Below are 23855 nucleotides of genomic sequence, written 5' to 3'. Positions count from 1 at the left end.
CACAGATGAGGGTGTAGTCGGCGCTGGCGCGTCGGTCCGGAGGTAGGTGTCGAGGTCTTCCGAAGATGGAGGTTCCTACACGCAGCCATCCGAAAGACCTCGACGTTGCCTGACGCTACCTTCACGTGCCCTGACCTGACCACCTTCACGCGCGTTGACGACCTTGGCCTGGAGATCACCGGGCAACTTCTCGAGCCGGATCGTGCGGTGCTGGCCTGCCGGGTCGTCGAACCGGACGACTGGTGCCGCCGGTGTGGCTGCCGAGGGGTATCCCGGGACACCGTGACCCGGGAGCTGGCGCACGAGCCGTTCGGGTGGCGCCCCACGACCTTGCTGGTCACCGTGCGCCGGTACCGGTGTGCCGAGTGCGCTCACGTGTGGCGTCAGGACACCACCGCCGCGGCCGAGCCGCGGGCGAAGATCTCCCGCGCCGGGCTGCGTTGGGGCCTGGTCGCGATCGTGGTCCAGCACCTGTCCATGGCCCGCGTCGCCGAAGGACTCGCGGTGTCGTGGAATACCGCCAACGACGCTGTTCTGGCCGAAGGTCAACGCCTGCTGATCGATAACCCGTCCCGCTTGGACGGCGTCCGCGTGGTCGGGGTCGACGAGCATGTCTGGCGGCACACGAGGAAGGGCGACAAGTACGTCACTGTGATCATCGACCTCACCCCGGTGCGCGACGGCACCGGCCCCTCCCGCCTGCTGGCGATGCTCGATGGCCGTTCGAAGAAGGCGTTCCAGGACTGGCTCGCCGAGCGGGACCAAGCCTGGCGGAGGGGTATCGAGGTCGTCGCGATGGATGGCTTCTTCGGGTTCAAGACCGCCACCACCGAAGAGCTGCCGGACGCCGTCTGCGTGATGGACCCCTTCCACGTGGTCCGCCTGGCCGGCGACGCCCTCGACGATTGCCGCCGCCGGGTCCAGCAAGAGCTCCACGGACACCGCGGACGCAAGGGCGACCCGCTCTACACCGCGCGGCGGACTCTGCACACCGGTGCCGACCTGGTCACCGGCCGCCAACACGAGCGCCTCGAGTCCCTCTTCGCCGACGAACGCCACATCCAGGTCGAGTGCACCTGGGGGATCTATCAGCGCATGATCTCCGCCTACCGTCACCACGACCGGAGCGTCGGCCGCGTCGAGATGAGCTCCGTGATCGACGCCCTCGCCGATGGTGTGCCCACGGCGTTGGTCGAGCTGCGCAAGCTGGGCCGCACCCTGGCCAGACGCGTCTGTGACGTCCTGGCCTACTTCGACCGGCCGCGCACCAGCAACGGACCCACCGAAGCCGTGAACGGACGCCTTGAGCACCTACGCGGGCTCGCCCTCGGCTTCCGCAACCTCACCCACTACATCGCCCGAGCACTCCTGGAAGCCGGGGGATTCAGACCCCAACTACACCCTCATCTGTGAAGAGCCGGCAAAAGCGCCGTCGCAGTCCAGGCTCTCGATCATGTGGCGCGCCATCGACTCCCACATGTGGAAGGACGCCGGGCGTCCCTCGCCGTAGGTTTCACGCTCGACGGCGAGCCGGGCCGTGGCCTGAAAGCCGCGTCCGGGCACCGACTCGGCGGCCTTCACCATCCAATCTCCGTGGGCCGCAAGTACCGCGTCGGCGACTTCTTCCTTCGTCTCGAAGTGGAAGTACAGGACGCCCTTGGTGACTCCGGACCCCTTCAGAATGTCAGCAACCGTCGCGCCGGCGAACCCGCGCTCTGCGAATGCTTCAGCAGCCCGGGCCTGTGTGTGCCGCTTTCCGACCCGTCGTTGGCACCCTTGAGAATTCGCGCTCGAATCTCATGGGCTCGATCCTGTTTTATTTCGCGACGTGACATGTGATCCACGACCTCCCCATTCCTGAATTACGCAGCGTAGTGCAAATTAAAGGACAAGTCGGACGCCTGTCATACGCGTTTGAAGTCGTAAAAAAGACTTCTAGAGACAGATAGACCGAAGGCCGAATCACCCCGCCGCCGCTTGCCCGGCCGCGCGCCCGGAAAACAGGCAGCCGCCGAGGAACGTCCCCTCGAGTGCGTTGTATCCGTGCACGCCTCCACCTCCGAACCCAGCGGCTTCACCGGCCGCGAAGAGACCCGGGACGGCGTTCCCGTCGGCGTCCAACACGCGAGACTGCAGGTCGGTCTGGATGCCGCCGAGGCTCTTGCGGGTCAGGACGTGCAGCTTGATACCGACAAGTGGGCCGGCCTTCGGGTCGAGAACCCGGTGCGGCGAACTCACCCGGGCGAGCTTGTCACCAAGGTAGTTGCGGGCGTTGTGGATCGTCATGACCTGAACGTCCTTGGAGTACGGGTTGCCCATTTGCCGGTCCCGCTCCTCGATCTGCGTGCGCACAGCGTCGGCGTCGAGCAGCGGTTCGTCCGTGAGTGTGTTCATCTTCGCCACGAGTTCGTCGATCGTGTCGGCGACGACGAAATCGGCGCCGTGTTCGACGAAGTCGGCCACGGCCTTCGGCGCGCCGGAGGCCAGGCGGGCCTTGACGACTTCCTTGCGACTGCCCGAGGTGAGGTCGAGATTCTGCTCCGAACCCGAGAGCGCGAATTCCTTCTCCAGCATCTTGCTCGTCACGATGAACCAGGAGTGGTCGAACGCGCTGATCGCAGGGTCGGTACGCAGGTGGCGCAGCGTGCCGAGCGTGTCGAAACCGGGCAGGCAGGGCTGCGGCATGCGTCGGCCGATCGCGTCGAACCACAACGGCGACGGGCCGGGCAGGATACGGATGGCGTGCTGCGGCCACACGGGGTTCCAGTTGCGGATGCCCTCGGTGTAGTGCCACATGCGGTCACGGTTGACGAGGCGCGCGCCGGCACTCTCGGCCACGTCGAGCATGCGTCCGTCCACGTATTCCGGCACGCCGGTGATCATCGACGACGGCGGGGTGCCGAGGCTCTCGGGCCACCAGCGACGCACGAGGTCGTGATTGCCACCGATTCCGCCGCTCGCCACGATCACAGAGGGTGCTTCGAGCTCGAAGTCACCTTCGGCATCGCGGTTCGAGGCGACGCCGCGCTCGGCGTCGTCCGGCGCGAGCACCGTGCCGCGCACACCGGTGACGGCGCCGCTCGTCGTCGCGAGCTCGTCGACGCGGTGGCGGTGGAAGAAGGTGAGCAGCCCGCGCTTCTCGGCGTCGAGTGCCTTCTCGACGAAGGGCCCGCTGACGCCCGTGCCCGTCCCCCAGGCGATGTGGAAGCGCGGCACCGAGTTGCCGTGGCCGTCGGCACGCCCTTCACCGCGCTCGGCCCAGCCGACCATCGGCGTGAGGTTGATGCCGTTCTCGCGCAGCCACTCGCGCTTGCCGCCGGCCGCCCACTCGACGTAGGCACGAGCCCAGGCGCGCCCCCACGTGTCCTCGGCGTTCTCGCCGTCGAGGCGGTCCCACTGAGCACTGTTGCACCAGTCGGCCCACGCCAGCTCGAGGCTGTCGCGCACACGCAGGCGACGCTGCTCAGGAGAGTCGACGAGGAAGAGACCGCCGAAGGACCAGTGAGCCTGCCCACCGAGGTTCGCCCGGTTCTCCTGCTCGACGACGGCGACGCGGCGCCCTCGCGCCGTCAGCTCCGCGGCCGCCACGAGACCGGCGAGCCCTGCTCCCACGACGATCGTGTCGAACGTTCGTTCAGTCATGCCCCATCACTCCCTCTGCATCGTTGCCGTCACGATAATTGAGGCCTCCTGTCACCCGGGCCGTTTACCGTCGAGCCGAGGGGGCGCCGCTAGACTCGGGCACCATGACGACCCAGGACACCGCGGCTTCGAAACCCGAAGCGGAACAGGAGCCCTCGTCGTCCACCTTGTCGACGTTCTGGCGCGAGGTAAGCACGTTCGGTTTCGTCGGCGCCTTCGCCGCCGTCATCGACCTCGGTCTGTTCAACGTCCTCATCCACGGTGCGCTGAGCGACAAGTACACGACGGCGAAGATCCTCTCGGGTGCCGTCGCCACCGTCTTCGCCTGGCTCGGCAACCGGTACTGGACGTTCCGCGAACGCGAGGGGCGCCCGGTCCATCACGAGGTGGCCCTGTTCTTCGGCGTCAACGGCGTCGCGCTCGCGGTCACCTCGGCGTGGGTCGCGTTCGCCCACTACGTCCTCGACGTGACGAAGCCGTTCTGGGTCAACGTGCACGTGGTTCTGGGCATCGGCCTGGGCACGCTCATGCGGTTCGTGCTCTACCGCACGGTCGTCTTCGGCAAGGCCGCCGAACAGGGTGCACCGCCCACGCACCGCGACGCACACGAGAAGTAGCCGCGACGCAGCCGCTACCTGCACCCGGCGACCGCGATCAGCGTCCCGGCAGGAGCGCCTTCATCTGACGGGCTCGATGCTGCAGACCGCTCATCGTCACGAGCGTGAAGGCCTCGGCGATGATGTCGCGCGACATCTTCGAGACGCCGAACTCTCGCTCCGCGAAGCGGATCGGGTGCTCGACGACGACGCCGCCGGCCTCAAGGACACGCAGGGTGAGGTCGACCTGGAAGCCGTATCCGCTCGTCGTGATCCCGTCGAGGTCGATGGCCCGCAACATCGGGGCGCGGTACACGCGGTACCCGGCCGTAGCGTCGTGGACGTGCGTACCGAGCAACGCGCGCACGTAGAGGTTGGCTCCTCGGCTGAGGACCTCGCGCTGCTTGGGCCAGTTGACCACCGACCCGCCCTTGATCCAGCGCGAGCCGATGACGAGGTCGGCTTGGCGAGCCAGCTCGAGCATCGCCGGTAGTTCCTCTGCGGGGTGCGAGCCGTCGGCATCGATCTCGACAAGAGCGTCGTAACCGCGTTCGAGACCCCAGGCGAATCCTGCGAGGTACGCCTTCCCGAGCCCCTCCTTGCCCCGACGGTGCAGCACGTGGATGTGCGCGCTCGAGGCGGCGAAATCGTCGGCCATCTCACCGGTGCCGTCGGGCGAGTTGTCATCGATGACGAGGATGTCCGCATGCGGAACAGCGGCATGGACGCGCTCGAGGATCCGGGGAAGGTTCTCGCGCTCGTCGTAAGTCGGCAGGAGCACGAGCACGCGATCGATCGCGGGGCGCTCCTGCGCAGAGGGCAACGCGGGCATGGGTAACTTTCGTCAGGCGACGGGGACGAGACAGCAAACGTAACTCATGGGCCGCACAATGGTGAGCATGCCCGCGCCGATCAGCCTCGATGACGCCGTCCGTCGCCTCTACGACGGACCGGCAGCCGATTTCGTGAGGGTCCGCAAGGAACTCGCGGCTCGGGCGAAGAGTGAGGGCGCCGCCGATGTCGCCCGCGCGATCACGGCGCTGCGCAAACCCACGGTGGCCGCGGAGACCGTCAATCACCTGGAGGATCAGCCGCTCGGTGAACTCCTCGCCGTCGGCACCGCCCTACGGGCTGCTCAGACGCGCCTCGACACCGACGAGATGAAACGCCTCACGTCCGAACGTCACCGCCTGCTCGACGCCGTCCTCGCAACCGTCTCCGTCTCACCGGCGGTGCGCGACGAGGTTCGCTGCACGCTGCTCGCCGCGACAGCCGACCCCAGCGCCGAGGCCGCCGTCGCGAGCCGCACCCTGGTGCGGGGCCTGCGCTATTCGGGGTGGGGTGAGGTTGACCTGTCGGACGCGCTCGCACATCGGGACGCAGCCGCGCGCGGCCGTGCCGCTCTTCGCATCGTGAACACCGACTCAGCCGACCGGGAGGCCGAGCGAGAGGCTGCCGCGCGGGACGCCGAACGTCGCACGGCGATGCAGGAGGTCGAGCGGGCCCGCCGCCGGTTGAGCGCTGCGGTAGACGCTTATGACGCCGCGAAGGCGGCCCGTGACAGCGCACAGGCCGCCCTCGCGGCGGCGGAGACTCGCGTCAGAGCCCTCGACGAGAGGTGAGGGGCCCGGGAATCGAGCGGCTCAACTCTGCCCGATGAAGTGCGTCAGGCCGACTTCTTCGTCGCCGACGGGAACATCTGGCCGCAGTAGGACGTGAGGTCGTCGACCGCGTCGTTGTAGGTGTTCGTGTCGACGGTCTTCGAGGGCGTCTTGGCCTTCGTCAGCGTGTCAACCTTCTTGGCGACGGCGTCCGCCTTCTGCTTGAAGCTGGCGTTACCGGACTTCTTGCCCTGCTCGCGCAGTTCGTCCGCGAGCTTGCCCATCGAGGTCGACGCCTTGATGAGGTCGGCCGCCTTGCGCGAGTCGACAGCCTTGTTCCAGGTGGAGTTGGCCGAGACGACCTTCTCGTTCGTGTCGATGCAGGCTGCGCGCAGGGCCGGCGTCGCGCCGGGCTTGCCCGCGTTCGTCGTCGCGCTGGAGGTCGTGACAGTGGGGCTGGCGTCGTCGCTGTTCGCACTGCCGCAGGCGGCCATCGTCACCGCGAGCCCGAGGCTCGCCGCGGTTGCCGGCAGGATGCGGCGAGTTCGGGTGAAAGCGTGGTGGTGCACGGTTTTCCTCTCGTCGGGCCCGTGGTTCTGGCCTCTCGGTCGGTCATGGGTTCATCGCCCACGAGTCACCCACCGTTACATATTCGTGATCTTTCCGCGAATCCGGCCCGCAATGACGGCAGCCGTCCAGGTCGCAGCCTCGAACATCGGCACGTGACCGACGCCCTCGGCCTCGACGTAGTTCCACTCCGGAACCCTCGCGAGCGCCGCGCGCACGCCGCGGGCAGGCACGAGCGCGTCCGCGTCTCCCTGGAGGAACGTGACGGGCACCGTCACCTCGGCCAGCGCGCGGCGGTAGCTTCGCGACGCTCCTGCGATGACGATCGACTGCGCAGCACGCACAAGGGAGGGCACCGCGCTCTGGATCTCGGTGAGTGCCCGCGCCTCCTCGACGGCCCGGCGCCACACCCAGCGCGGCACGCGACGACGGTCGGCCACCACAACAAGTACGCCGTCGAGGCCCATCTGGTCGGTGCCGCGACGCTGGACGTAGCGCGGCACGACGAAGCGCGCGAGGGGCGGGCACATGTAGAGCGCGAAGGTGAGACCGACCCGGGGGTTCGGACGCACCTTGGGGCCGAACGGCACGACCGCGTCAACGAGCACGAGCCGCTCGAGCTGCGGGTGGCCCTTCGCGGCGAGCAGCAGCGAGATCATCCCGCCCATCGAGTTGCCGACGAGCACGACGTTTCGCGCGTCCACGACGTCGAGGTAGGCGCTCAACAGGTCGACGTTGTCGCCGACCGCGGAACGGCCGGCGTCGGCCTCGGTGCGCCCGAAGCCGGCGAGGTCGGGTGTCAGTACCCGCCCGAGGCGCGCGAGGTAGGGCCAGACGGGCTCCCAGTTCGCGAGGCTCCCGCCGAGACCGTGGACGAGGACGTAGGTGGGCCCCGAGACGTTGTGGCCGCTGTCGCGGTGATGCACCGTGACGCCGTCGACCTCGACGGTCGTGATGGGCGGCAGGTCGGGTTCGGGTTCGTCGACGTTCGTGGCGAGAGACTCGGCGAGCAGCGCCTCGGCCGCGGCAGCGTCGAGAACGTCGACGTCGGCGGCCAGAGCTGCGCTCGAGTTGCCCGGTTCGTTTTCTGAGGCGGGACTCACGAGCTCTCTCCGATCTGCTCTCGCAGCGCCTGCGCGAGCACCTGAGCGTGGTTGTCACCGGTCGGGTCACCGGCGATGAGGAGGAGGACGCGCCCGTCGGCGCCGCAAACGGTCTCGGCGAGCTTCTCCAGCCCGTCGGCACCGTCACCGTCGGCCAGCTCGGCTCGGTAGCGGTCGGCGAACTGCTCGAAGCTCAGATCTCCGCCGTGGAACTCCTTGCGCAGGTCCGTGCTCGGGGAGGTGTCCTTCGCCCACTCGTCGAGGTCTGCTCGTTCCTTCGAGACTCCGCGGGGCCACAACCGGTCGACGAGCACGCGCATCGCCTCACCGTCACGCGCGGTGTGGACCTTGCCCACCTCGATGTCGGGGGTGGCCATCAGCGGTGGGCGGCGACGGCGTCCGCGAGGCTGCCGAGCACCGGGTCGTAGGAGCGGACGACGCGTTCGACGATGACCCCTTCACGGCGGAACGGGTCGCCGTCGAGACGCTGCTCGACCTGCTCGGCGCTGTCGGCTGCGACGAGCAGCAGCGCGCCGGCCGGGTCGGTGAGCGGCCCGGAGAGCAGGAGGCCCTCGCACTGCGCGAGGAACTCGCGATGCTCGGGGCGGTGGGTGTCGCGCGCGGCGACGTCGTCGCTGTAGCGGTGGGAGACCGCGAAAATCGCCATGCCTTCGAGCCTACTCGCCACCAGTGACACCGGGCAGACCATAAGATCGAGGCGATCGGGGCAGGGAGGGAAACCACGTGTCGGAGAGTTGGCAGCTGGGCAGCCGGTACGTGCTCGAACGTCGAATCGGCGCGGGCGCGATGGGTCAGGTGTGGGCCGGTCGCGATGTCGACGGCCGCCCCCTCGCGTTCAAGCTGTTGCGCCCCGAGATGGCTGACGACCCCACCGTCGTCGCGCGTTTCCTCCAGGAACGCAACCTGCTCGTCAATCTGCGCAGCCCTCACGTCATCCGCGTGCACGACCTCGTCGTCGAGGGCCCGCGCCTCGCCATCGTCATGGATTACATCGGCGGGCCGTCGTTGCGCGGCCTGCTCCAGCAGCGCGGCAATCTTCCGCCTGCGGAGGTGGCGTCCCTCGGTTCGCGGATCGCGGCCGGCCTCGCAGCGGTGCACGGCGCGGGCGTCCTGCACCGCGACCTCAAGCCCGAGAACGTGCTTCTCGACGAAACCCCGAACGGCCTCGAGCCGAAGTTGGCGGACTTCGGCATCGCCTCGCTCGCCGTGACGGCGACGGGGCACGTCGGCACGGCGAACGTCATCGGCACCCCGCAGTACCTCGCGCCCGAGCTCGGCGACGGGTTGCCGAGCGGACGTGCCAGCGACCTCTACGCCCTCGGCATCACGCTGTACGAAATGGCGTGCGGCATCGTGCCGTTCAGCTCCGATTCGCCGGTCGCGCTCCTGCGGATGCACGCCGACCACGCGCCCGGACGCCCGGACGGCATGCCGGACGAGCTGTGGCACCTCGTCGCGGCGCTCATGGCGAAGAACCCGGGAGACAGGCCCGACGACGCCTCCGCCGTCGCGGCGCAGCTGGCCGACATGGTGCCGCGCTTCGCCGGGATGCCGGCCCCCGCTCCCCTGCACGCCTCTCCCCCCACGCGACTCATCGGTTCGGCACTGCCGACCTCCGGAAGCTCTCCCGAGACCGTCTCCGACGATGACGACGAGAGCACGTCGCACCGTCGCAGCATCGCGCTCGGCGTCGGGCTCGTCGTCGGGCTGTGCCTCGTCGCGCTCGTCGCGTGGCTGTTGTTGCGCGACACCGGCTCGGAGCAGACGAAGTCGAAACCATCGGCCACCACCTCCTCGTCGACGACACGGGCGCAACCGACGGTGGTTCCACTGTCCAGTCGTCTCGCCGGCTCGGAGGCGGAGAAGAACAGCGCCGCGATCGACGGGCGTGACTTCGACGACGCCGTCGTCGCCCGCGATCTCACGCCCCCCACCTGCACCCGTCCGGTGCGTTTCACCCTCGACGGTGAGTTCACTCAGATGGAGTTGCTCGCTGGCTTCAGCGCGCGCCCCAACCCCTCGGGGGACACCGGCACCGTCGTCGTGCGCATGGACGGCGACACGAAGCAGACCGTGAACTTCTCGAGCGAAAAGGCGAAAGCACTCTCGCTCGACGTCACGGGGGTGCGCAGCCTCGTGCTCGAGCTGAGAGCGCAGCGCTGCTCGCCGCAGGATCATCAGAGCATTGCACTCGCCGAGGGCAAGCTTCGCCGCCAGTAGGCACAATTCGGCGGTCAGCAGGCCACTGCCGGCGCTGCCGTCGAGCGGGCGCTGCTGCGGGCGTCGGCGAACAGGAGCACCCCGAGGCCCGCGAACGCGAAGGCTGCGCCGACCCAGAGCGGCGAACCGAAGCCGTGGCCGGCCGCGATGGCGAGGCCGCCGATCCACACGCCGAGGAAGTTGCCGACGTTGAACGCGGCGATGTTCGCGCTGCTCGCGAGCGTCGGCGCTTCGTCGGCGTAGCGCATGACACGCATCTGCAGGCCGGGCACCGTGCCGAACCCGAAGAAGCCCATGGCGAGCAGGAGTGCTGCCGCCGCCACCTTGTTGCCCGGCACGAGCGCAAAGACCACGAGAACGATGCCGAGCGCGAGCGTCCACGTCGTCAGGGTGCGGCGCAGGGCTGCGTCGGCGAGGCGCCCACCGAGGAGATTGCCGCCGAAGAGCCCGACGCCGAAGAGGACGAGGAGCCACGGCACTGCGCCGTCGTCGAAACCGGTGACGCGAGTCAGCAGCGGCTCGATGTACATGAACGCACCGAACATGCCGCCGAAGACGAGCACTGTCATGCCGAGGGAGTACCAGACCTGGGCCCGGGAGAAGACGGCCAGTTCGGCCCGGAGGCTACGTTCGGACGACTCGGCGTGGGCGTCCGGAACGAGCGCTGCGATGCCGGCGAAGGAGACGACCCCGACGACGGCAATGGTGGCGAACGTCGCCCGCCAGCCCCACTGTTGACCGACGAAGGTGCCCATCGGCACGCCGAGGACGTTGGCAAGCGTCAGCCCACCGAACATGATGCTGATGGCGCTGGCCTGCTTCTCCTTGGCCACGAGGGCCGAGGCGAGCACGGACCCGATGCCGAAGAAGGCGCCGTGCGCGAGGGCCGCGACGACACGTCCGGCGAGGAGCGCGGCGTAGCCGGGTGCCAGTGCCGAGATCGCGTTGCCCACGACGAACAGCACCATGAGGAGCAGCAGCGCACGCTTCGGCGCCCACTTCGCGAGGAGCGGCGGCAGCGCCAGCGCACCGAAGACGACCGCGAGGGCGTAACCGCTCACGAGGTAGCCGGCCGTGGGCACGGAGACCCCGAGGTCGTTCGCGACCGGGGTGAGCAGGCCGGCGATGACGAATTCGGTGAGCCCGATGCCGAAGCCACCGAGGGCCAGGGCGAGCAGTCCGACAGGCATGAGTGCACCCTTTCGAGGTTCATTCCATGCGGCAACATACCGCGCGTGCAACTAACTTGCGTGACGTTAGTTGCACACGCGCTCTATTGCAAGCGGCGTACACTAAATTCATGGGTATCGCTGACACCGCCGTCGAGGTCCGCGCCTCGGGCTGGCGCACGCTCGCCGCACTCCACGGACACATCGAGACCTGTCTCGAGAAGGAGCTCGTCGCGGGCCACGGCCTGACCGTCGTGGAGTACACGGTGCTCGACGCCCTGTCGCGCCAGGACGGCACGTTCCACCTCCGCATGGCGCAGGTGGCGCGCGCAGCAGCCCTCTCCCCCTCCGCGACGACGAGGCTCGTCAACCGACTCGAAGACCGCGGTTACCTCACGCGCATCATCTGCGCGGACGACCGGCGCGGCATCTACACGGAGCTGACGCCGGAAGGTCGCGCCGCCTACGAGAAGGCCCGCCCCACGCACGACCGTGTCCTCGCCGCCTCGCTCGAATCAGCCCGGGAAAAGCCAGAACTCGCCGACCTCGTCGCCTTCGTCGAGAAGCACTGACTTCTGACGTGGACGATCTGTCGGTGATGCCGGGGCCTGGAGCCCCGCGTGGCCTGCGCGTCCCCGCCGCCGAGCTGCAGGAGCAGTTCTCCCACGCCTCCGGCCCGGGCGGTCAGGGCGTCAACACCACCGACTCGCGCGTGCAGCTCAGCCTCGACCTCACGACAACGAGCGCGCTCGACGACACCCAGCGCGCCCGCGTGCTCGCAGCCCTCGACGCGCGGCTCGCGGCCGGGGTACTGACGGTGACCGCAGCCGAGCACCGCTCGCAACGCCGCAACCGCACAGCCGCCCGCGAGCGCCTGGCTGCCCTCCTGCGTGAGGCGCTCGCCCCACCGGTGCCTCGCCGGCCGACGAAGCCGACGCGCGGTTCGAAGCGGCGGCGCCTCGAGGCGAAGAAGCAGCGCAGCGTGACGAAGCAGCAGCGTCGCAAGCCCGGCCTCGACTGAGACGCCTGACCCGGCGCCCGGGGGACGCTCACCCGGTTCAGCCGAGGAGAAGCCGGATTAACCCTGTTGGCCCTTGGCTCGGATGAGGTCGAGCGCGACGACCGCGCCCAGTGTCGCGGCGCGAGTCGGGCCGGGAACCCCCGGCGTGAGCCCGAGGACGTAACGCTCCTTGCCGAGGAACGCCGCGCCGATGCCCGGCCACCGGCGCGACACGCGAGCCACCGGTCCACCGGGGCCGACCACCTCGAACTCGCGCTCGAAGAAGCTGCCCGACAACTGCAGCGTCGCGTCCGGGAGGTTCACGGTGAGCCGCTTGGAGAACAACGTGAACTCCTTGACCACCTCGCCGAACTGCTGACCGCTTGGGTCTAAGAGCACGTAGCGGTCGCGCCCGAAGTTCATCACGTCGTCGATGCGCATGAACAGGGAGCCGTCGGTATCCAGAATGGTGAGTTCGCGGTTGCCGAGGGCGAAGCGCTTCAGCGCACCACCGTCGGTGCGGATGCGCCCGATCGGCTGCCCACCGGCGTCCATGATGGCGAAGTCGTTACCCATGAAGCTCGTGACCTGGTCGATGACGAGAACGTCCGACTGAAGAAGTGCCACGGATTCATGGTGCCCGATTCCCGACACGAGATGGTGGCCGCGCGGCTGCCACCGTCACTCCCCGACGCCGCGACACCGGGCCGATGACACGAGAACGCGCCCCACAGCGTCGGCTGCGAGGCGCGTCCTCTCGTGGCGTCGATCAGCGCACGAGCTCCGGCGGCACGTGACCGAAGCGGTGCAGGGTGCGGCTGATCGCCTGCTCGCGCAGGAACGTCAGCAGCTCACGACGGCCGGTCGAGAGCACCTCGCCGAACAGCGGCGTGATGCTGGCGCCCTGGTCGTCAGCAGGTGCCTCGGCGAGCGCCGCAGCGGTCTCACCGTCGGCGTCCGCGCCGACCATGCGGATACGCAGCGACTCGCCGTCGAGCGCCTGCGCGCGAGCCCACGACACGAACTGCGCGGAGCTCTCCACCTCGCCGACGCGGTCGAGCCACGCGAGCGCCTGGCGGCCCTCACCCGTCTCCTCGAGTCGCTTGAGCGCCGGCTGCAGGGCGATGTCCCACGACAGGCGAACCGACGAACCGACGAGGTGCGCGGCCAGCACGAGACGCGCCACCTCGACGAGGGTGCGGTCGGCTGCCCGGTCATCGGCGTCGAGACCCTCGCTGAGTTCCGCGCGCACGACGACGCGCGGCTGCGGGCGGTAACGGAAGATGTTGCTCTCCGCGCGCAGCGACGACGGGTCAGACTCGATGCCGAGCTCCTCACGCCACGCGTAGGCGTCCGAACGCAGCGACGCGAGCAGCCACGCAGCATCGTCCTCGGTGCGCGCGAGGGGCGCGAGGATCTCCTGCAGGTCCCGCACGCGGGGCATGACCGGCGCGCCCTGACGGGCAACGCCGTCCGCCACCCACGTACCGAACTGTGCGACGTAGTTGGGGCCACCGGCCTTGGCGCCCGGGCCCATGACCGATTCCTTCCAGCCACCGAAGCTCTGACGCTGCACGATGGCGCCGGTGATGTGCCGGTTGACGTAGCCGTTGCCGGCCTCGACGTGCTCGCGCCAGTACTCGATCTCGTCCTCGTCGAGGCTGTGAATGCCTGCCGTGAGGCCGAACTGCGTCGCGTTCTGCAGTTCGAGCGCCTCCTCGAGGGAGTCGGCGTGCATGAGGCCGAGCACGGGCCCGAAGACCTCGGTCATGTGGAAGAAGGAGCCGGGCTTCACGCCGTCCTTGAGGCCGGGCGACCACAGGCGACCCGTCTCGTCGAGCTGCTTCGGCTCGACGAGCCACGTCTCGCCCTCCTCGAGGGTCGTGAGCGCCTTGAGCAACTTGCCCGACGGCGGCTCGATGACCGGGCCCATCGTCGTGCCAAGGTCGCTCGGCCAGCCGACGCGCAGCGACTCCACGGCGTCGATGAGCTGCTCACGGAAACGACGCGAGGAGCCGACCGAGCCGACGAGGATACCGAGCGAGGCCGCCGAACACTTCTGCCCGGCGTGGCCGAACGCCGACTTCATGAGGTCGGCGGCCGCGAGGTCGAGGTCCGCCGCAGGCGTGACGACGAGGGCGTTCTTACCGCTCGTCTCGCCGAACACGCGCGGGCCACCGGCGTGACGCGAACGCCAGCCGGCGAACAGGCGCCCCGTCTCGATCGAGCCGGTGAGGATGACGGTGTCGACGTCCTCGTGGGACACGAGCGCCTTGCCGTTCTCGTTCTCCTCGACGCGCACGACCTGGGCCACCTCGCGCGGGATGCCGGCGGCCCACAGGGCCTCCATCGCGACCTCGACGCAGCCGACCGTCTGCGGCGCCGGCTTGATGATGACGGCCGATCCGCTCGCGAGCGCCGCGAGCACGGAACCGATAGGAATGGCGACGGGGAAGTTCCACGGCGGCGTGACCAGCGTCAGCTTGTGAGGCTCGAATCGCGCTCCGTCCGAGGCCATTTCGCGGACGAGGTCTTCGCACCTGTCGGCGTAGTAGCGCGCGAAGTCGATGGCTTCGGAGACCTCGGGGTCGACCTGATCGATCGTCTTGCCACCCTCGGCGGCCGCGACGGTGATGAGGTCACCACGACGCTTCTCGAGTTCGCGTGCGGCCTCGCGCAGCAGCGCGGCACGCTCCGCGTTGGGGCGAGCGGACCAGGCCTCGTGCGCGCCGACGCCACGGCTCACGACCTCGTCGACGGCCTCGAGCGACGTGAGTTCGGGCGAGGTCAGCGGCGCAGGTTCACGCGTCACTGCCGCGAGCGCCCACTCACGCACGGCCGGCAGCGCCGGGTCGGAGTCGGCGGTGTTCTCGAAGTAGTCACCGATCGGCTTGCGCTCGGCGCTGCGGCGCGGCCCGACGGGCGTCGAGGCCAGAGCGTCCACGGACTCGCGGAAACGACGCTCCTGATCCTCCATGGGCGTGAGGCGACCTGTGCCGGTGAGGCCGTCGCGCACGTACTTGTACTTGTCGTCGGCCTCGTCGTCGTGGCTGAACATGGCGTGCAGGAAGTTCTGCTCGGCCGCGTTCTCCTCGAGACGGCGGATGAGGTAGGAGACGGCGACGTCGAAGTCCTCCGACTTCACGACCGGCGTGTAGAGCAGCACCGTGCCCACGTCGGCCTTGACGGCGCGCGCCTGCGAGGGCGCCATGCCCTGCAGCATCTCGACGTCGAGGTGGTCGCTCACGCCACGCTTCTCCGACAGCAAGTGCGCGACGGCGACGTCGAAGAGGTTGTGCGAGGCGACACCGAGTCGGCAGACCTCCATCGCGTCGGGGCGCGTGGCGCGCTCGATGAAGGCGAGGTAGTTGGCGTCCACGTCCTCCTTGGAGGTGTACGGTGCCTGCTCCCAGTCGTGCACCTCGGCCTCGACGCGCTCCATCGCGAGGTTGGCCCCCTTGACGAGACGCACCTTGATGCCGGCGCCACCGGCCGCCTTGCGCTTCTTCGCGAAGTCGATGAGTCGCTCGAGCGCGGGCACGGCGTCGGGCAGGTAGGCCTGCAGCACGATGCCGGCCTCGAGGTCATGGAACTCGGGCTCGGAAAGGAGTCGCGTGAACAGCTCGATCGTCAGGTCGAGGTCGCGGTACTCCTCCATGTCGAGGTTGACGAACTTCTTGGGCGAGGCCTCGTTCGCCACCCGGTAGATCGGGCGCAGGCGCTCGAGGGCGCGCTCGACCGTTCCCTCCGTGTCCCAGGTCGAGATCTGCGAGACGAGGCAGCTGATCTTGATCGAGACGTAGTCGACGTCGTCGCGCGCGAGCAGCTTGCGGGTCGACTCGGTGCGACGAGCGGCCTCGGCCTCACCGAGCACGGCTTCGCCGAGCAGGTTGATGTTGAGGCGGAACCCGTCCGCCTGCGCCTTGGCGAGGTGCTTGCCCAGCGTCGGGTCGCTCGCGTCGACGACGAGGTGGCCGACGAGCTGACGCAGGCGCTTACGCGCGGCGGGCACGACGACAGGCGGCGCGAGGGTGGCGACGCGCGAGCCGATGCCCATGAGCGCGGCGTCGATGCGGCCCATGAACCCGGTGGCCTCGTTGGAGGACAGGCGCGCGAGTTCGCGTGCGGCCGCCGTGTTGTCCTCGGGGCGGGCGACGCGGTCGACGAACTTCACCGCGAGGTCGAGGCCCTTCTCGTCACGCAGCAGCGCGCCGAGCTGATCGCTCGTGCGCTTCTCGGCCTTCGTCTGGCCGGCTTCGGTGGCGTCGCCCCACTTCTTGGCGAGGGCGACGGCTTCGTCCGTGAGCTCGCGCAGGACGGCGGTGGGGTCGGTGTCGGGCACCGCGGGGGTGTGCGGCGCGTCAGTGATCTGGCTCATACCGTCAGTGTTCGCCCTACCGGTCCGTATGTCTTGCCCGAATGCCGCAGCGTGGCCGCGGATTGCGCGCAATGACGGGGCAGAAGCGAATGTTCCGGTCACATCCAGGGCGGGCGGGCGCCGGCCATCCACGCGTGGCGCACGAGGAGGAACCCGATGATCGCGAGCGCCCAGGCGAGGTTCTCGTGGCTCGTGCGTTCGATCCAGGCCCCGAAGCGCTGGAGCGGTCGCTCGATGCGCTCGTGCAGGATGAGCCTCGCCGCCAGGCACAGGAGGGCGGGCACCACCATGACGAGGCAGTACGCGACGAGCGCGAGGCCCCGCTCCGGCGTCGACATCGGTGCCGCCGAGAGCAGACCGATCGCCGCGAGATAGGGCACCATCGACGCCGCTTCGACGAGGACGGCCACCACGGCGAGCGCCACGACGGCCTTGACGCCGGCGTCGCCGTCGGCGCCCATCGCCCGGTCGCGCCAGGTGGTGATCCTGCGCATGAGGCGGCCCGGTTCGGCGTCCTTCTTCGTCGGCATGCACACGCCGACGAGAAACATGGCGGCTCCGACGGCGAGCAGAACGTGCGCGCCGCTCGACCCTGCGAACCAGGCCGAGATCCGTTCGAGGAAGACGAGGGCACCGGCGAGCAACGCGAAACCGAGCAGGACGTACGAGCCGACGGCCGCCGCAAGGTAGGTGAGCATCCGACCCACGCGGGGCCGCCCGGGCATGAGGAGGAACCACACCGGGATGACGAGGGTGCCGAGACTCGTCGCGTCGACGAGCGCCAGCACGACGAGGGTGAGAGCGAGTTCGAGGTCCATGCGTTCAGCGTGCTCGCGCGAGCCGTACTCGCGCGTCGGCAGGAAGTGCCGTTCGCGCACACCGGCGTCATCCTTTCGACGGACGCATGAGGGCCGGTGGCGTGCTGCAATGACTGACGTGGCCCCCGCCGAACCTGCATCAGCTCCCGTGACGAGCCGTGACCTGCGCGGCGCATTCGGCATGTTCGCGCTGGGTGTCGCCCTCGTGCCGATCGGTCTTGTCGAGACGTGGACGGACACGCCGTGGACACTCGAACGGTGGTGGCATCTCGCACCCCTCGCGGTGCTCTGTGCGCTCATGGCCGTTCGGCGTGGGCGCCCGCTCACCGCGCTCGGCGTCGGCGTTCTCGTCTTCGTCGCCGAGGGGTTCTTCGGCGGGAGCCTCGCGTCGTTGCTCGTGTTCATCGAACTCGTCCACGCGGCCGGGCGTTACGGACGAGGCCGGATCGCCGACCGCCTCGCCCACGTCATCGTCGCCGTCATCGCAGCCGTCGGTGTGCTGACGCTCGTGGCGACCCGCGACCTACGCGTCGCCATCATGGCGGCGCTCACTGTCTTCGCGGTCCTCGGCACGTCGTACTGGTGGGGCGAGTCGGCGAAGCAGCAGGCCGACCTCGTCGAGGCCGAACGAGCTCGCGCCGAGGATCTGGCGCGCATGGCGGCGCTTCGCGAGGAGCAGGCCCGTCGAGGCGAGCGCGAGGCGATGGCCGGCGAGATTCACGACGCACTGTCGGGCAACCTCGCGGCCATCACGATCCACGCCGAGGCGGGCCTCGCGAATCCGGAGGTCGCACCGCAGGCTCTGCAGGTGGTCCGGACGACGTCGAAGCAGGCCATGGGCGAACTGCGCTCGATGCTCGCCGTTCTGCGGCCTGACGGCGGCCCGTCGACGCCACCGTCGAACCTCGAGGATGCGGTGGACGCAGCCCGCGGTCGCGGCCTCGAGATCGATGCCCGGTACGAGCCGGCACTTCTCGGCGATCTGCCACCCCAGGTCGCGCACGCGGCCTACCGGGTCGTCCAGGAGTCGCTGACCAACGTCGAGCGTCACTGCCCCGGAGGGCAAGCCGAGCTCGTCGTGACGCGTGACGGCGACCTCACCATTACCGTCGACTCGCCGTGTGGAGTCGGTCCGAGGAGCGACGGCGGGTACGGCCTCACGTCGATGTCGGAGCGTGTCACTTCGCTCGGCGGCGTTTTCGAGGCCGGTCCGCACGACGGAGGGTGGCGCGTTCACGCCGTCATTCCGCTCGACTCTGGTGAGGTGGTGGCATGACCGACATTCGCGTCCTGCTCGCCGACGACCACACGGCGATCCGCTCCGGGCTGCGCCTCATCCTCGACGGATGCGACGACATCGAGGTCGTCGGCGAGGCGCGCGACGGCGCCGTCGCCATCGCGCAGGCGCGCAGCCTGCGCCCCGACGTCACGCTCATGGACGTGCGAATGCCGGGCACGGACGGCATCGCGGCGACCCGCGAGATCGTCGCGAACGGTTGGTCACGCGTTCTCGTGCTCACGAGTTTCGAGATCGACGAGTACGTCGTCGGAGCCCTCGGCGCCGGCGCCGACGGCTATCTCGTCAAGACGATCGACGCCGGCCCTCTCGCCGACGCGGTGCGTCGCGTCGCCGCCGGTGAAGCCGTGCTCTCGCCTGAGGTGACGCGCCGCGTCATCACGGGTTTCGTCGCGACCGAGCGCCCGCCTACAGTTGACGAACGATCAACATTGCCAAGCGATCTCACCGACCGCGAGCGCGAGATCCTCGCAGCGCTGGGCGAGGGATTGTCGAACGCCGACATCGCGTCGTCGCTCTTCATCGCCGAGTCGACGGTGAAGACCCACGTCTCGCGCATCCTGACGAAGCTGGGGTGCACCACCCGGGTTCAGGCCGCCATTGCGGCCCGCCGCGCCGGCCTCGTCCCCTGAGCGCGTCGCGTCCGGGTGATTCTGTAGACATTCGGCGTCGTATACAGCGCGGAACGTCTACAAAATCCCGGGCTGAAGCACCCGTATTCTTGATCCATGCCCGACGGCCCCGAACTCAGCGCCCTCGCAGGCGCTCTGGGGCCCGCGGTGCTCGAACTCGTCGACCACCTTCCCGGCACGATGTTCTGCGTCAAGGGCGCCGACGGCCGTTACATCGCGGTCAACCCCACCTTCGTCAAACGCACGAACAAGCGCTCCCGCGCCGAGGTGCTCGGGCGCCGGGCCGGTGAACTGTTCGTCGCCGAACTCGCCGACCGCTACGAGGAGCAGGACGCCCGCGTCCACTCGAGCGGACGCCCCCTGTTCAACGAGTTGGAACTCATCCGCGCACCGGGCGGCCCGTTCCGCTGGCACGTCACCGCCAAGGTGCCGCTGCGTGACGAGGACGGGCGGGTGACGGGCGTCGTCAGCATGTCGCAGGACGTCGGGGAGGGTGCGGCGGACGACCGGACGATGACGTCGCTCGGCGCCGTCGTCGCGCACATCCGCGCCCATCTCGGCGAGAACGTCACGTCCCAGGATCTCGCCCGCGTGGCGGGGTGCTCGGTCGACACCCTCGAACGCCGCTGCCGTCGGGTGTTCGGGCGTTCGCCCGGCCAACTCATCCTCTCGACGCGCATCGACGTGGCCCGCGGGCTGCTCACCGGCTCCGACATGCCGCTCGCCCAGATCGCCGACCTCTGCGGCTACGCCGACCAGGCGGGGTTCAGCCGTACGTTCACCCGCCTCGTCGGCATCCCGCCGGGCCGTTACCGCAAGTCCATGTGACGCCGAACGGGCGTCACGACGCCGAGTTCTCGGCCATGTTGTCCGGGTTGTCGGGGGCGCCGGGGTTGTCGTCGCGACCCGTCGCGAGATAGGCGTGACGCACCCGCAGGGCCTCCTCGACCTCCTCGAAGGCGGGGTCGACGAACGTTCGGCGGTACGTCGCATCGCTCGTGGAGACGGCGGTGAAGAAGCAGAAGACGACGGCAGCGAGCAGGACGTTCTGCACGAGTGTCACGACGAAACCGAGGACGAGCACGTTGATTCGCTCGCCGGGACGCAGGCGCGGGGCGCCGGGCTCGGCTCGCGCGAAACGGTCCTGAAGGTCACCGAGCACGTCGCGTGAGACGAACAGTGCGAACACCACGCCCAATCCGTTGACGACGAGCGCCAACAGCCACGTCCTGCCCATCGAGAGGTGGCGGACGACCTGCCACACCTCGGCGTTGAAGAACATGAAGAGCGTCGTGAGCGTCATCACCGGAAGGACGCGTCCGACCATCGTTCCGAGGGTGCCGAGCTCGCGCCCCACGCATCGCAGGGCCCACAGGCCGACGGCGCCGGCTCCGACGTAGGCGGCGAGCACAACAAGGATCACGAGGACGAGCCGTTCGGGGAAGGAAGCCACCCAGGCGAACACGGCGAGCCACACAGGCGAAAGCACGAGAACGCTCATGGTCACGAGGATGTCGGCCTGCGTGCTCCCCGCGACCTGCTCGACAGGCGTCGACCCGAGACCCTCCGCCACGCCCACGAGGTGTCCAAGAGCAACTAGGACGACGAGCACGGTGAGCAAGGGCGCGGCGCAACGCCCGGACAGCCCCCGAAGCCGGTCCTTCGGCCGCACGAACATCGGGACGCCGGAAGCGAAGAGTTGGGCACGCAGCTGTGCGTCGGACGAGTGGGTCACGTCACCATCCTGACCGACCGCGCGCACTGCGCCCCATCACGAGCGCTCGACTTCTAGGGTGGTACCCACGTCAGGCCGCACCCACACGAGAGGCACCCATGTCCGAGACGAACGCCGGAATCACGACCGCTGACCTCTACGACGAACTCGAGGACGCCCTCGACTCGTGCTCGACGCAGTTCCGCCGCTTCGGACGCAAGGCCCGCTTCCACGGCACGATCGTCACGGTCCGCTGCTTCCGCGACAACCAGATCGTCAAGGAGACCCTCAACTCCCCCGGCGAGGGCAAGGTGCTCGTCGTCGACGGCGACGCCAACGTCGAGAGCGCCCTCATGGGCGACATGATCGCCGAGGCCGCGGTGAAGAACGGCTGGGCGGGCGTCGTCATCAACGGAGCCATCCGCGACAGCGTTGCCGTCGACGAGCTCGACCTCGGCGTCAAGGCGCTCGGCACCAACCCGCGCAAGTCGGCCAAGGCCGGCGAGGGCGAGAAGGACGTACCCGTCAGCTTCGGCGGCGCCACGTTCACCCCGGGCGATCACCTGTGGAGCGACGAGGACGGCGTCGTGGTCACCTCAGCAGAGAACGCGAAGCGCCTCTCCACCATCGCCTGACACCGACCGGCGCGCCCTGCGACTCGACTGATCGCCCCTCGATAGGTGGCACCGGGCACGGCGCTCGCCTACCTTTGGACCATGAGTTCCACAGTCGCGTGCATCGGTTTCACCGACCCTTCGTCGTTGGCGAGCATCGTCCGTGAGAAGGGCGAGCCGGTGCACGAGCTGTCGAGCACCAACCTCTGGGTCGACTCCAGCGGCGCAACGCTGTTCCTCGACCGCAACGCGCAGTACGCGCGCCCCGGCTTCTCAACGCCCGTTCGCACGCCGTACCGCGGCATCACGCCGATGGAGAACGGCCTCGCGCAGGTCGTCTTCACCGATGTCTCGGGCTTCGAGCTCGACCCGTTCACGGTTGTGCCCAACAACCGCTACACCGTCGGCTGGGCGCCCGTCGGACGTGTGGCGCTCGTGGCCATGGGTATCGACACCGAGTTCTTCCCGACGGCCGAGGACTTCTTCGACTCGCCCCGCAGCGCACTACCCGGCTTCGAGGGCGAACCGCCCGCCGAGGTCAAGCAGTTCGGGCTCGCGTGGCCGCCCACGATGGAGATCGAGACCTTCCTCCCGAGCGACAACGCGGATGACGCGCTCGCCACGTTGAGCGGCACCGTCCAGTTCGCCGAGGTGCAGAAGAACTCCCTGACGGGCCACGAGTTCCTCGTCTCGCGCATCGCCACGGTGTGCGGTGAGGTCGACCTGTGCACCCCGCTGCCTCTCGAAGGCGCCCCGACGCCGGGGTCCGTCGTCGTGGGTCAGGTCGAACTGCTCGCGGGGTTCCCGCCGTTCGGCGTCGCAGACACCTCGAGCTACCAGGCACCCGACGAGCGAGTCGGCCCCACCTTCCGCGACGAAGAGCCCGAGATTCCCTCCGACCTGCCGCCTGCCGACGAAGACCTGCCCGAGGGTCTCGTGCTCGGCGAGGACGGCGTCGTGCGCACCGACGAGGAGCACCGCGCCTGGAAGGGCGGTGACACCGAGGCGGGTTCCCGCCCGCCGGCAGGCGTCTCACGTGACACCCGCGACCCCGCCTCCCCCGAGGACGAGTTCGATGCCCGCCGTGAGGTGCCCGAATTCGAGGTCGACCCCGAGGCTCCCGAAACCGTCGAGGGTCAGAGCACGTCGAGCGCTCCCCCGCCGACCGATGCCCCTGCGGGTCCTGAGTCGGGCTTCTCGGAGAGCCACGACGACAGTGCGAGCGAGGGTGAAACCGACGCCTCCTCCGATGACCTGCCTCGGCCCGGTGAGACGCGGCGTGAGTGGCGAGCACGCACCGGACGCTGACCCCGGTTGTCCTCAAGGGAGGAAAAGCCCAGTGCGTTTTACCCCCTCCTCGGAGGAATTTGATCCTGACGTACTGGACAATGGTTCAGTGACTCCTTCGGCTTCGCAGCAGCCTGCCCGCTTCCGGCGGGCCGCTTGGCGTGCCGCCGAGGTCTTCACCTCGCCGGTACCGCCGCAGGAGTTCGCGCGGTTGTTCAACCCGCTCGTCTCGAGCCGCCAGCTGCGCGGCGTCGTCACGGCCGTACGTCACGAGACGCCGAACTCCGCCACCATCGAGTTCAAGCCGGGCGGCGGGTGGGATCCGCACAAGGCCGGTCAATACGCGCGCATCGGCGTCGAGATCGACGGTGCCCGTAACTGGCGCTCCTACTCCCTCGTCACGGCCGAGGGCCACGACCCGGCCATCACCGTCACCGCGGTGGGTCGCGTGTCGACGCACCTCGTCCGCACGACGAAGCGCGGTGATGTGCTCTTCCTCGCACCGCCGCAGGGCGACTTCCTTCTGCCCAGCGGCCCGCGTCCGCTCCTCATGCTGACGGCCGGCAGTGGCCTCACGCCCGTCATGTCGATGCTGCGCACCCTGCTGCCGAAGCGGCACGACGCGGACGTCGTCGTCGTTCACTCCTCGCGCACGCCGGACGAGACGCTGTTCCTCGACGAGTTGAAGCGCATGAACGACGAGCACCACAGCCTGACGCTCGTGCACCGCTTCACCGCACACGAGGGGCGTCTCGATCTCGCGACGACGCACGAGCTCGACAAGCTGTGCCCTGACTGGCGCTCCCGCAAGACGTTCGTCTGCGGCCCGCAAGCCATGCTCGACGACGCCGAGAAGCTCTGGCACACCGAAGAGTTGCCGCACGAGCTCACGGTCGAGCGCTTCATGCCGACGCTGTTCGCCGACCCCAACGCGCGTGGCGGGCTCGTCACGTTCGAGAAGTCCGACAAGGAAGCCACGGCGGAGGGCAACACCTCCCTCCTCGAGGTCGGCGAGGACGCCGGCGTCCTGCTTCCCTCCGGGTGCCGCATGGGCATCTGCCGCACGTGCCTCACGCCGCTCGTCAGCGGCACCGTCCGTAACCTTGCTTCGGGCGAACTGTGTTCCGACGAAGGTGAACTCATCCAGACCTGCATCAGCGCAGCCGTTGGGCCTGTGCACCTCGACGCGTAAGTTC

24 protein-coding genes and 1 pseudogene are annotated in these 23855 nt (G+C 69.0%); 12 read left to right on the top strand and 13 right to left on the bottom strand.

Annotated features, from left to right (window positions below; genetic code table 11):
- Positions 1-105 precede the first annotated feature (105 nt).
- Positions 106-1413: an ISL3 family transposase gene (locus H7F30_RS04780; protein WP_074045819.1), complete on the top strand. Its 1308-nt coding sequence runs from the start codon at positions 106-108 to the stop codon at positions 1411-1413.
- Here the strand turns inward: H7F30_RS04780 and H7F30_RS14875 are convergent.
- The 3 genes and pseudogenes from H7F30_RS14875 to H7F30_RS04770 all read right to left on the bottom strand — a co-directional run bounded on the left by H7F30_RS14875 (position 1396) and on the right by H7F30_RS04770 (position 3642).
- Entirely contained in the window at positions 1396-1584 is a 189-nt protein-coding gene (locus H7F30_RS14875) for a hypothetical protein (protein ID WP_255464959.1), read from the bottom strand. The two genes, H7F30_RS04780 and H7F30_RS14875, sit on opposite strands and share 18 nt — an antisense overlap.
- Positions 1585-1617: 33 nt before the next feature.
- A pseudogene (locus H7F30_RS15000) lies at positions 1618-1725 on the bottom strand (TetR family transcriptional regulator); the annotation flags it as partial.
- 237 nt (positions 1726-1962) lie between these two features.
- Positions 1963-3642: an FAD-binding dehydrogenase gene (locus tag H7F30_RS04770; RefSeq protein WP_187037088.1), complete on the bottom strand. Its 1680-nt coding sequence runs from the start codon at positions 3640-3642 to the stop codon at positions 1963-1965.
- A 104-nt stretch (positions 3643-3746) separates the two neighbouring features.
- On the opposite strand from H7F30_RS04770, the gene H7F30_RS04765 reads away from it, so the two are divergent.
- Positions 3747-4259 (top strand): GtrA family protein, encoded by a 513-nt coding sequence (locus tag H7F30_RS04765; protein WP_052947117.1) that lies wholly within the window; start codon positions 3747-3749, stop codon positions 4257-4259.
- A gap of 37 nt (positions 4260-4296) precedes the next feature.
- On the opposite strand, the gene H7F30_RS04760 is transcribed toward H7F30_RS04765, so the two are convergent.
- Positions 4297-5070, bottom strand: a complete 774-nt coding sequence (locus H7F30_RS04760) for a polyprenol monophosphomannose synthase (protein ID WP_187037086.1) — start codon at positions 5068-5070, stop codon at positions 4297-4299.
- Positions 5071-5137: 67 nt separating this feature from the next.
- On the opposite strand from H7F30_RS04760, the gene H7F30_RS04755 reads away from it, so the two are divergent.
- Positions 5138-5860 (top strand): hypothetical protein, encoded by a 723-nt coding sequence (locus tag H7F30_RS04755; protein ID WP_187037084.1) that lies wholly within the window; start codon positions 5138-5140, stop codon positions 5858-5860.
- Positions 5861-5904: 44 nt separating this feature from the next.
- Here H7F30_RS04755 and H7F30_RS04750 read toward each other — a convergent pair whose 3' ends face one another.
- The 4 genes from H7F30_RS04750 to H7F30_RS04735 form a co-directional block, all read right to left on the bottom strand.
- Positions 5905-6408, bottom strand: a complete 504-nt coding sequence (locus tag H7F30_RS04750; protein ID WP_187037082.1) for a hypothetical protein — start codon at positions 6406-6408, stop codon at positions 5905-5907.
- Between the two features lie 75 nt (positions 6409-6483).
- Complete coding sequence (locus H7F30_RS04745) at positions 6484-7509, bottom strand: alpha/beta fold hydrolase (protein ID WP_187037080.1); 1026 nt, start codon at positions 7507-7509, stop codon at positions 6484-6486.
- Positions 7506-7886, bottom strand: a complete 381-nt coding sequence (locus H7F30_RS04740; RefSeq protein ID WP_187037078.1) for a DUF488 domain-containing protein — start codon at positions 7884-7886, stop codon at positions 7506-7508. The genes H7F30_RS04745 and H7F30_RS04740 overlap by 4 nt, the downstream gene beginning before the upstream one ends.
- Entirely contained in the window at positions 7886-8176 is a 291-nt protein-coding gene (locus H7F30_RS04735) for a YciI family protein (RefSeq protein WP_187037076.1), read from the bottom strand. Before H7F30_RS04735 ends, H7F30_RS04740 begins: the two co-directional genes overlap by 1 nt.
- 77 nt (positions 8177-8253) lie before the next feature.
- Between H7F30_RS04735 and H7F30_RS04730 the strand changes: the two genes are divergently transcribed.
- Entirely contained in the window at positions 8254-9750 is a 1497-nt protein-coding gene (locus tag H7F30_RS04730; RefSeq protein ID WP_187037074.1) for a serine/threonine-protein kinase, read from the top strand.
- Between the two features lie 14 nt (positions 9751-9764).
- Here H7F30_RS04730 and H7F30_RS04725 read toward each other — a convergent pair whose 3' ends face one another.
- Positions 9765-10940: an MFS transporter gene (locus H7F30_RS04725; protein WP_187037072.1), complete on the bottom strand. Its 1176-nt coding sequence runs from the start codon at positions 10938-10940 to the stop codon at positions 9765-9767.
- 110 nt (positions 10941-11050) lie between these two features.
- Here H7F30_RS04725 and H7F30_RS04720 point away from each other — a divergent pair, with 110 nt between their 5' ends.
- The gene (locus H7F30_RS04720; protein WP_047312550.1) at positions 11051-11491 is read left to right on the top strand and encodes a MarR family winged helix-turn-helix transcriptional regulator; all 441 of its coding nucleotides are present in this window, start codon (positions 11051-11053) and stop codon (positions 11489-11491) included.
- Between the two features lie 8 nt (positions 11492-11499).
- The gene (gene arfB / locus H7F30_RS04715) at positions 11500-11940 is read left to right on the top strand and encodes an alternative ribosome rescue aminoacyl-tRNA hydrolase ArfB (protein WP_047312551.1); all 441 of its coding nucleotides are present in this window, start codon (positions 11500-11502) and stop codon (positions 11938-11940) included.
- A gap of 57 nt (positions 11941-11997) precedes the next feature.
- On the opposite strand, the gene H7F30_RS04710 is transcribed toward arfB, so the two are convergent.
- The 3 genes from H7F30_RS04710 to H7F30_RS04700 form a co-directional block, all read right to left on the bottom strand.
- Positions 11998-12546, bottom strand: a complete 549-nt coding sequence (locus H7F30_RS04710) for an LURP-one-related/scramblase family protein (RefSeq protein WP_187037070.1) — start codon at positions 12544-12546, stop codon at positions 11998-12000.
- Positions 12547-12688: 142 nt separating this feature from the next.
- Positions 12689-16297: a proline dehydrogenase family protein gene (locus H7F30_RS04705; protein ID WP_187037068.1), complete on the bottom strand. Its 3609-nt coding sequence runs from the start codon at positions 16295-16297 to the stop codon at positions 12689-12691.
- Positions 16298-16395: 98 nt separating this feature from the next.
- Complete coding sequence (locus H7F30_RS04700; RefSeq protein WP_187037066.1) at positions 16396-17175, bottom strand: GAP family protein; 780 nt, start codon at positions 17173-17175, stop codon at positions 16396-16398.
- A 49-nt stretch (positions 17176-17224) separates the two neighbouring features.
- Between H7F30_RS04700 and H7F30_RS04695 the strand changes: the two genes are divergently transcribed.
- The 3 genes from H7F30_RS04695 to H7F30_RS04685 all read left to right on the top strand — a co-directional run bounded on the left by H7F30_RS04695 (position 17225) and on the right by H7F30_RS04685 (position 19872).
- Positions 17225-18391 carry a sensor histidine kinase gene (locus tag H7F30_RS04695; protein ID WP_187037064.1) on the top strand — a complete coding sequence of 389 codons (1167 nt, stop codon included), beginning with the start codon at positions 17225-17227 and terminating at the stop codon, positions 18389-18391.
- On the top strand, positions 18388-19044 hold the full coding sequence (locus H7F30_RS04690) for a response regulator transcription factor (RefSeq protein ID WP_187037062.1): 657 nt from the start codon (positions 18388-18390) through the stop codon (positions 19042-19044). Before H7F30_RS04695 ends, H7F30_RS04690 begins: the two co-directional genes overlap by 4 nt.
- 96 nt (positions 19045-19140) lie before the next feature.
- Positions 19141-19872, top strand: a complete 732-nt coding sequence (locus H7F30_RS04685; protein ID WP_047312554.1) for an AraC family transcriptional regulator — start codon at positions 19141-19143, stop codon at positions 19870-19872.
- 13 nt (positions 19873-19885) lie between these two features.
- Here H7F30_RS04685 and H7F30_RS04680 read toward each other — a convergent pair whose 3' ends face one another.
- Positions 19886-20779 carry a hypothetical protein gene (locus H7F30_RS04680; protein WP_187037060.1) on the bottom strand — a complete coding sequence of 298 codons (894 nt, stop codon included), beginning with the start codon at positions 20777-20779 and terminating at the stop codon, positions 19886-19888.
- A 98-nt stretch (positions 20780-20877) separates the two neighbouring features.
- Between H7F30_RS04680 and rraA the strand changes: the two genes are divergently transcribed.
- The 3 genes from rraA (at position 20878) to H7F30_RS04665 (ending at position 23851) form a co-directional block, all read left to right on the top strand.
- Complete coding sequence (gene rraA / locus H7F30_RS04675; protein WP_187037058.1) at positions 20878-21393, top strand: ribonuclease E activity regulator RraA; 516 nt, start codon at positions 20878-20880, stop codon at positions 21391-21393.
- Between the two features lie 81 nt (positions 21394-21474).
- Positions 21475-22680 (top strand): hypothetical protein, encoded by a 1206-nt coding sequence (locus tag H7F30_RS04670; RefSeq protein WP_129666716.1) that lies wholly within the window; start codon positions 21475-21477, stop codon positions 22678-22680.
- Positions 22681-22768: 88 nt separating this feature from the next.
- Positions 22769-23851 carry a ferredoxin reductase gene (locus H7F30_RS04665; protein WP_129666794.1) on the top strand — a complete coding sequence of 361 codons (1083 nt, stop codon included), beginning with the start codon at positions 22769-22771 and terminating at the stop codon, positions 23849-23851.
- The last annotated feature ends 4 nt before the right edge of the window (positions 23852-23855 follow it).

Source organism: Dermacoccus sp. PAMC28757 (assembly GCF_014302635.1).
GTDB lineage: Bacteria > Actinomycetota > Actinomycetes > Actinomycetales > Dermatophilaceae > Dermacoccus > Dermacoccus abyssi.
This window is presented reverse-complemented; position numbering and strand designations above follow the sequence as displayed.

What these genes read in the sequence shown, in the direction of transcription:
- H7F30_RS04740 (WP_187037078.1), bottom strand. Translation starts at nt 7,886, where the DNA reads ATGGCCACCCCCGACATCGAGGTGGGCAAGGTCCACACCGCGCGTGAC.
- H7F30_RS04705 (WP_187037068.1), bottom strand. Translation starts at nt 16,297, where the DNA reads ATGAGCCAGATCACTGACGCGCCGCACACCCCCGCGGTGCCCGACACC.
- H7F30_RS04670 (WP_129666716.1), top strand. Translation starts at nt 21,475, where the DNA reads ATGAGTTCCACAGTCGCGTGCATCGGTTTCACCGACCCTTCGTCGTTG.
- H7F30_RS04695 (WP_187037064.1), top strand. Translation starts at nt 17,225, where the DNA reads ATGACTGACGTGGCCCCCGCCGAACCTGCATCAGCTCCCGTGACGAGC.
- H7F30_RS04765 (WP_052947117.1), top strand. Translation starts at nt 3,747, where the DNA reads ATGACGACCCAGGACACCGCGGCTTCGAAACCCGAAGCGGAACAGGAG.
- H7F30_RS04720 (WP_047312550.1), top strand. Translation starts at nt 11,051, where the DNA reads ATGGGTATCGCTGACACCGCCGTCGAGGTCCGCGCCTCGGGCTGGCGC.
- H7F30_RS04760 (WP_187037086.1), bottom strand. Translation starts at nt 5,070, where the DNA reads ATGCCCGCGTTGCCCTCTGCGCAGGAGCGCCCCGCGATCGATCGCGTG.
- H7F30_RS04735 (WP_187037076.1), bottom strand. Translation starts at nt 8,176, where the DNA reads ATGGCGATTTTCGCGGTCTCCCACCGCTACAGCGACGACGTCGCCGCG.
- H7F30_RS04685 (WP_047312554.1), top strand. Translation starts at nt 19,141, where the DNA reads ATGCCCGACGGCCCCGAACTCAGCGCCCTCGCAGGCGCTCTGGGGCCC.
- H7F30_RS04725 (WP_187037072.1), bottom strand. Translation starts at nt 10,940, where the DNA reads ATGCCTGTCGGACTGCTCGCCCTGGCCCTCGGTGGCTTCGGCATCGGG.
- rraA (WP_187037058.1), top strand. Translation starts at nt 20,878, where the DNA reads ATGTCCGAGACGAACGCCGGAATCACGACCGCTGACCTCTACGACGAA.
- H7F30_RS14875 (WP_255464959.1), bottom strand. Translation starts at nt 1,584, where the DNA reads ATGGTGAAGGCCGCCGAGTCGGTGCCCGGACGCGGCTTTCAGGCCACG.
- H7F30_RS04755 (WP_187037084.1), top strand. Translation starts at nt 5,138, where the DNA reads ATGCCCGCGCCGATCAGCCTCGATGACGCCGTCCGTCGCCTCTACGAC.
- H7F30_RS04690 (WP_187037062.1), top strand. Translation starts at nt 18,388, where the DNA reads ATGACCGACATTCGCGTCCTGCTCGCCGACGACCACACGGCGATCCGC.
- H7F30_RS04770 (WP_187037088.1), bottom strand. Translation starts at nt 3,642, where the DNA reads ATGACTGAACGAACGTTCGACACGATCGTCGTGGGAGCAGGGCTCGCC.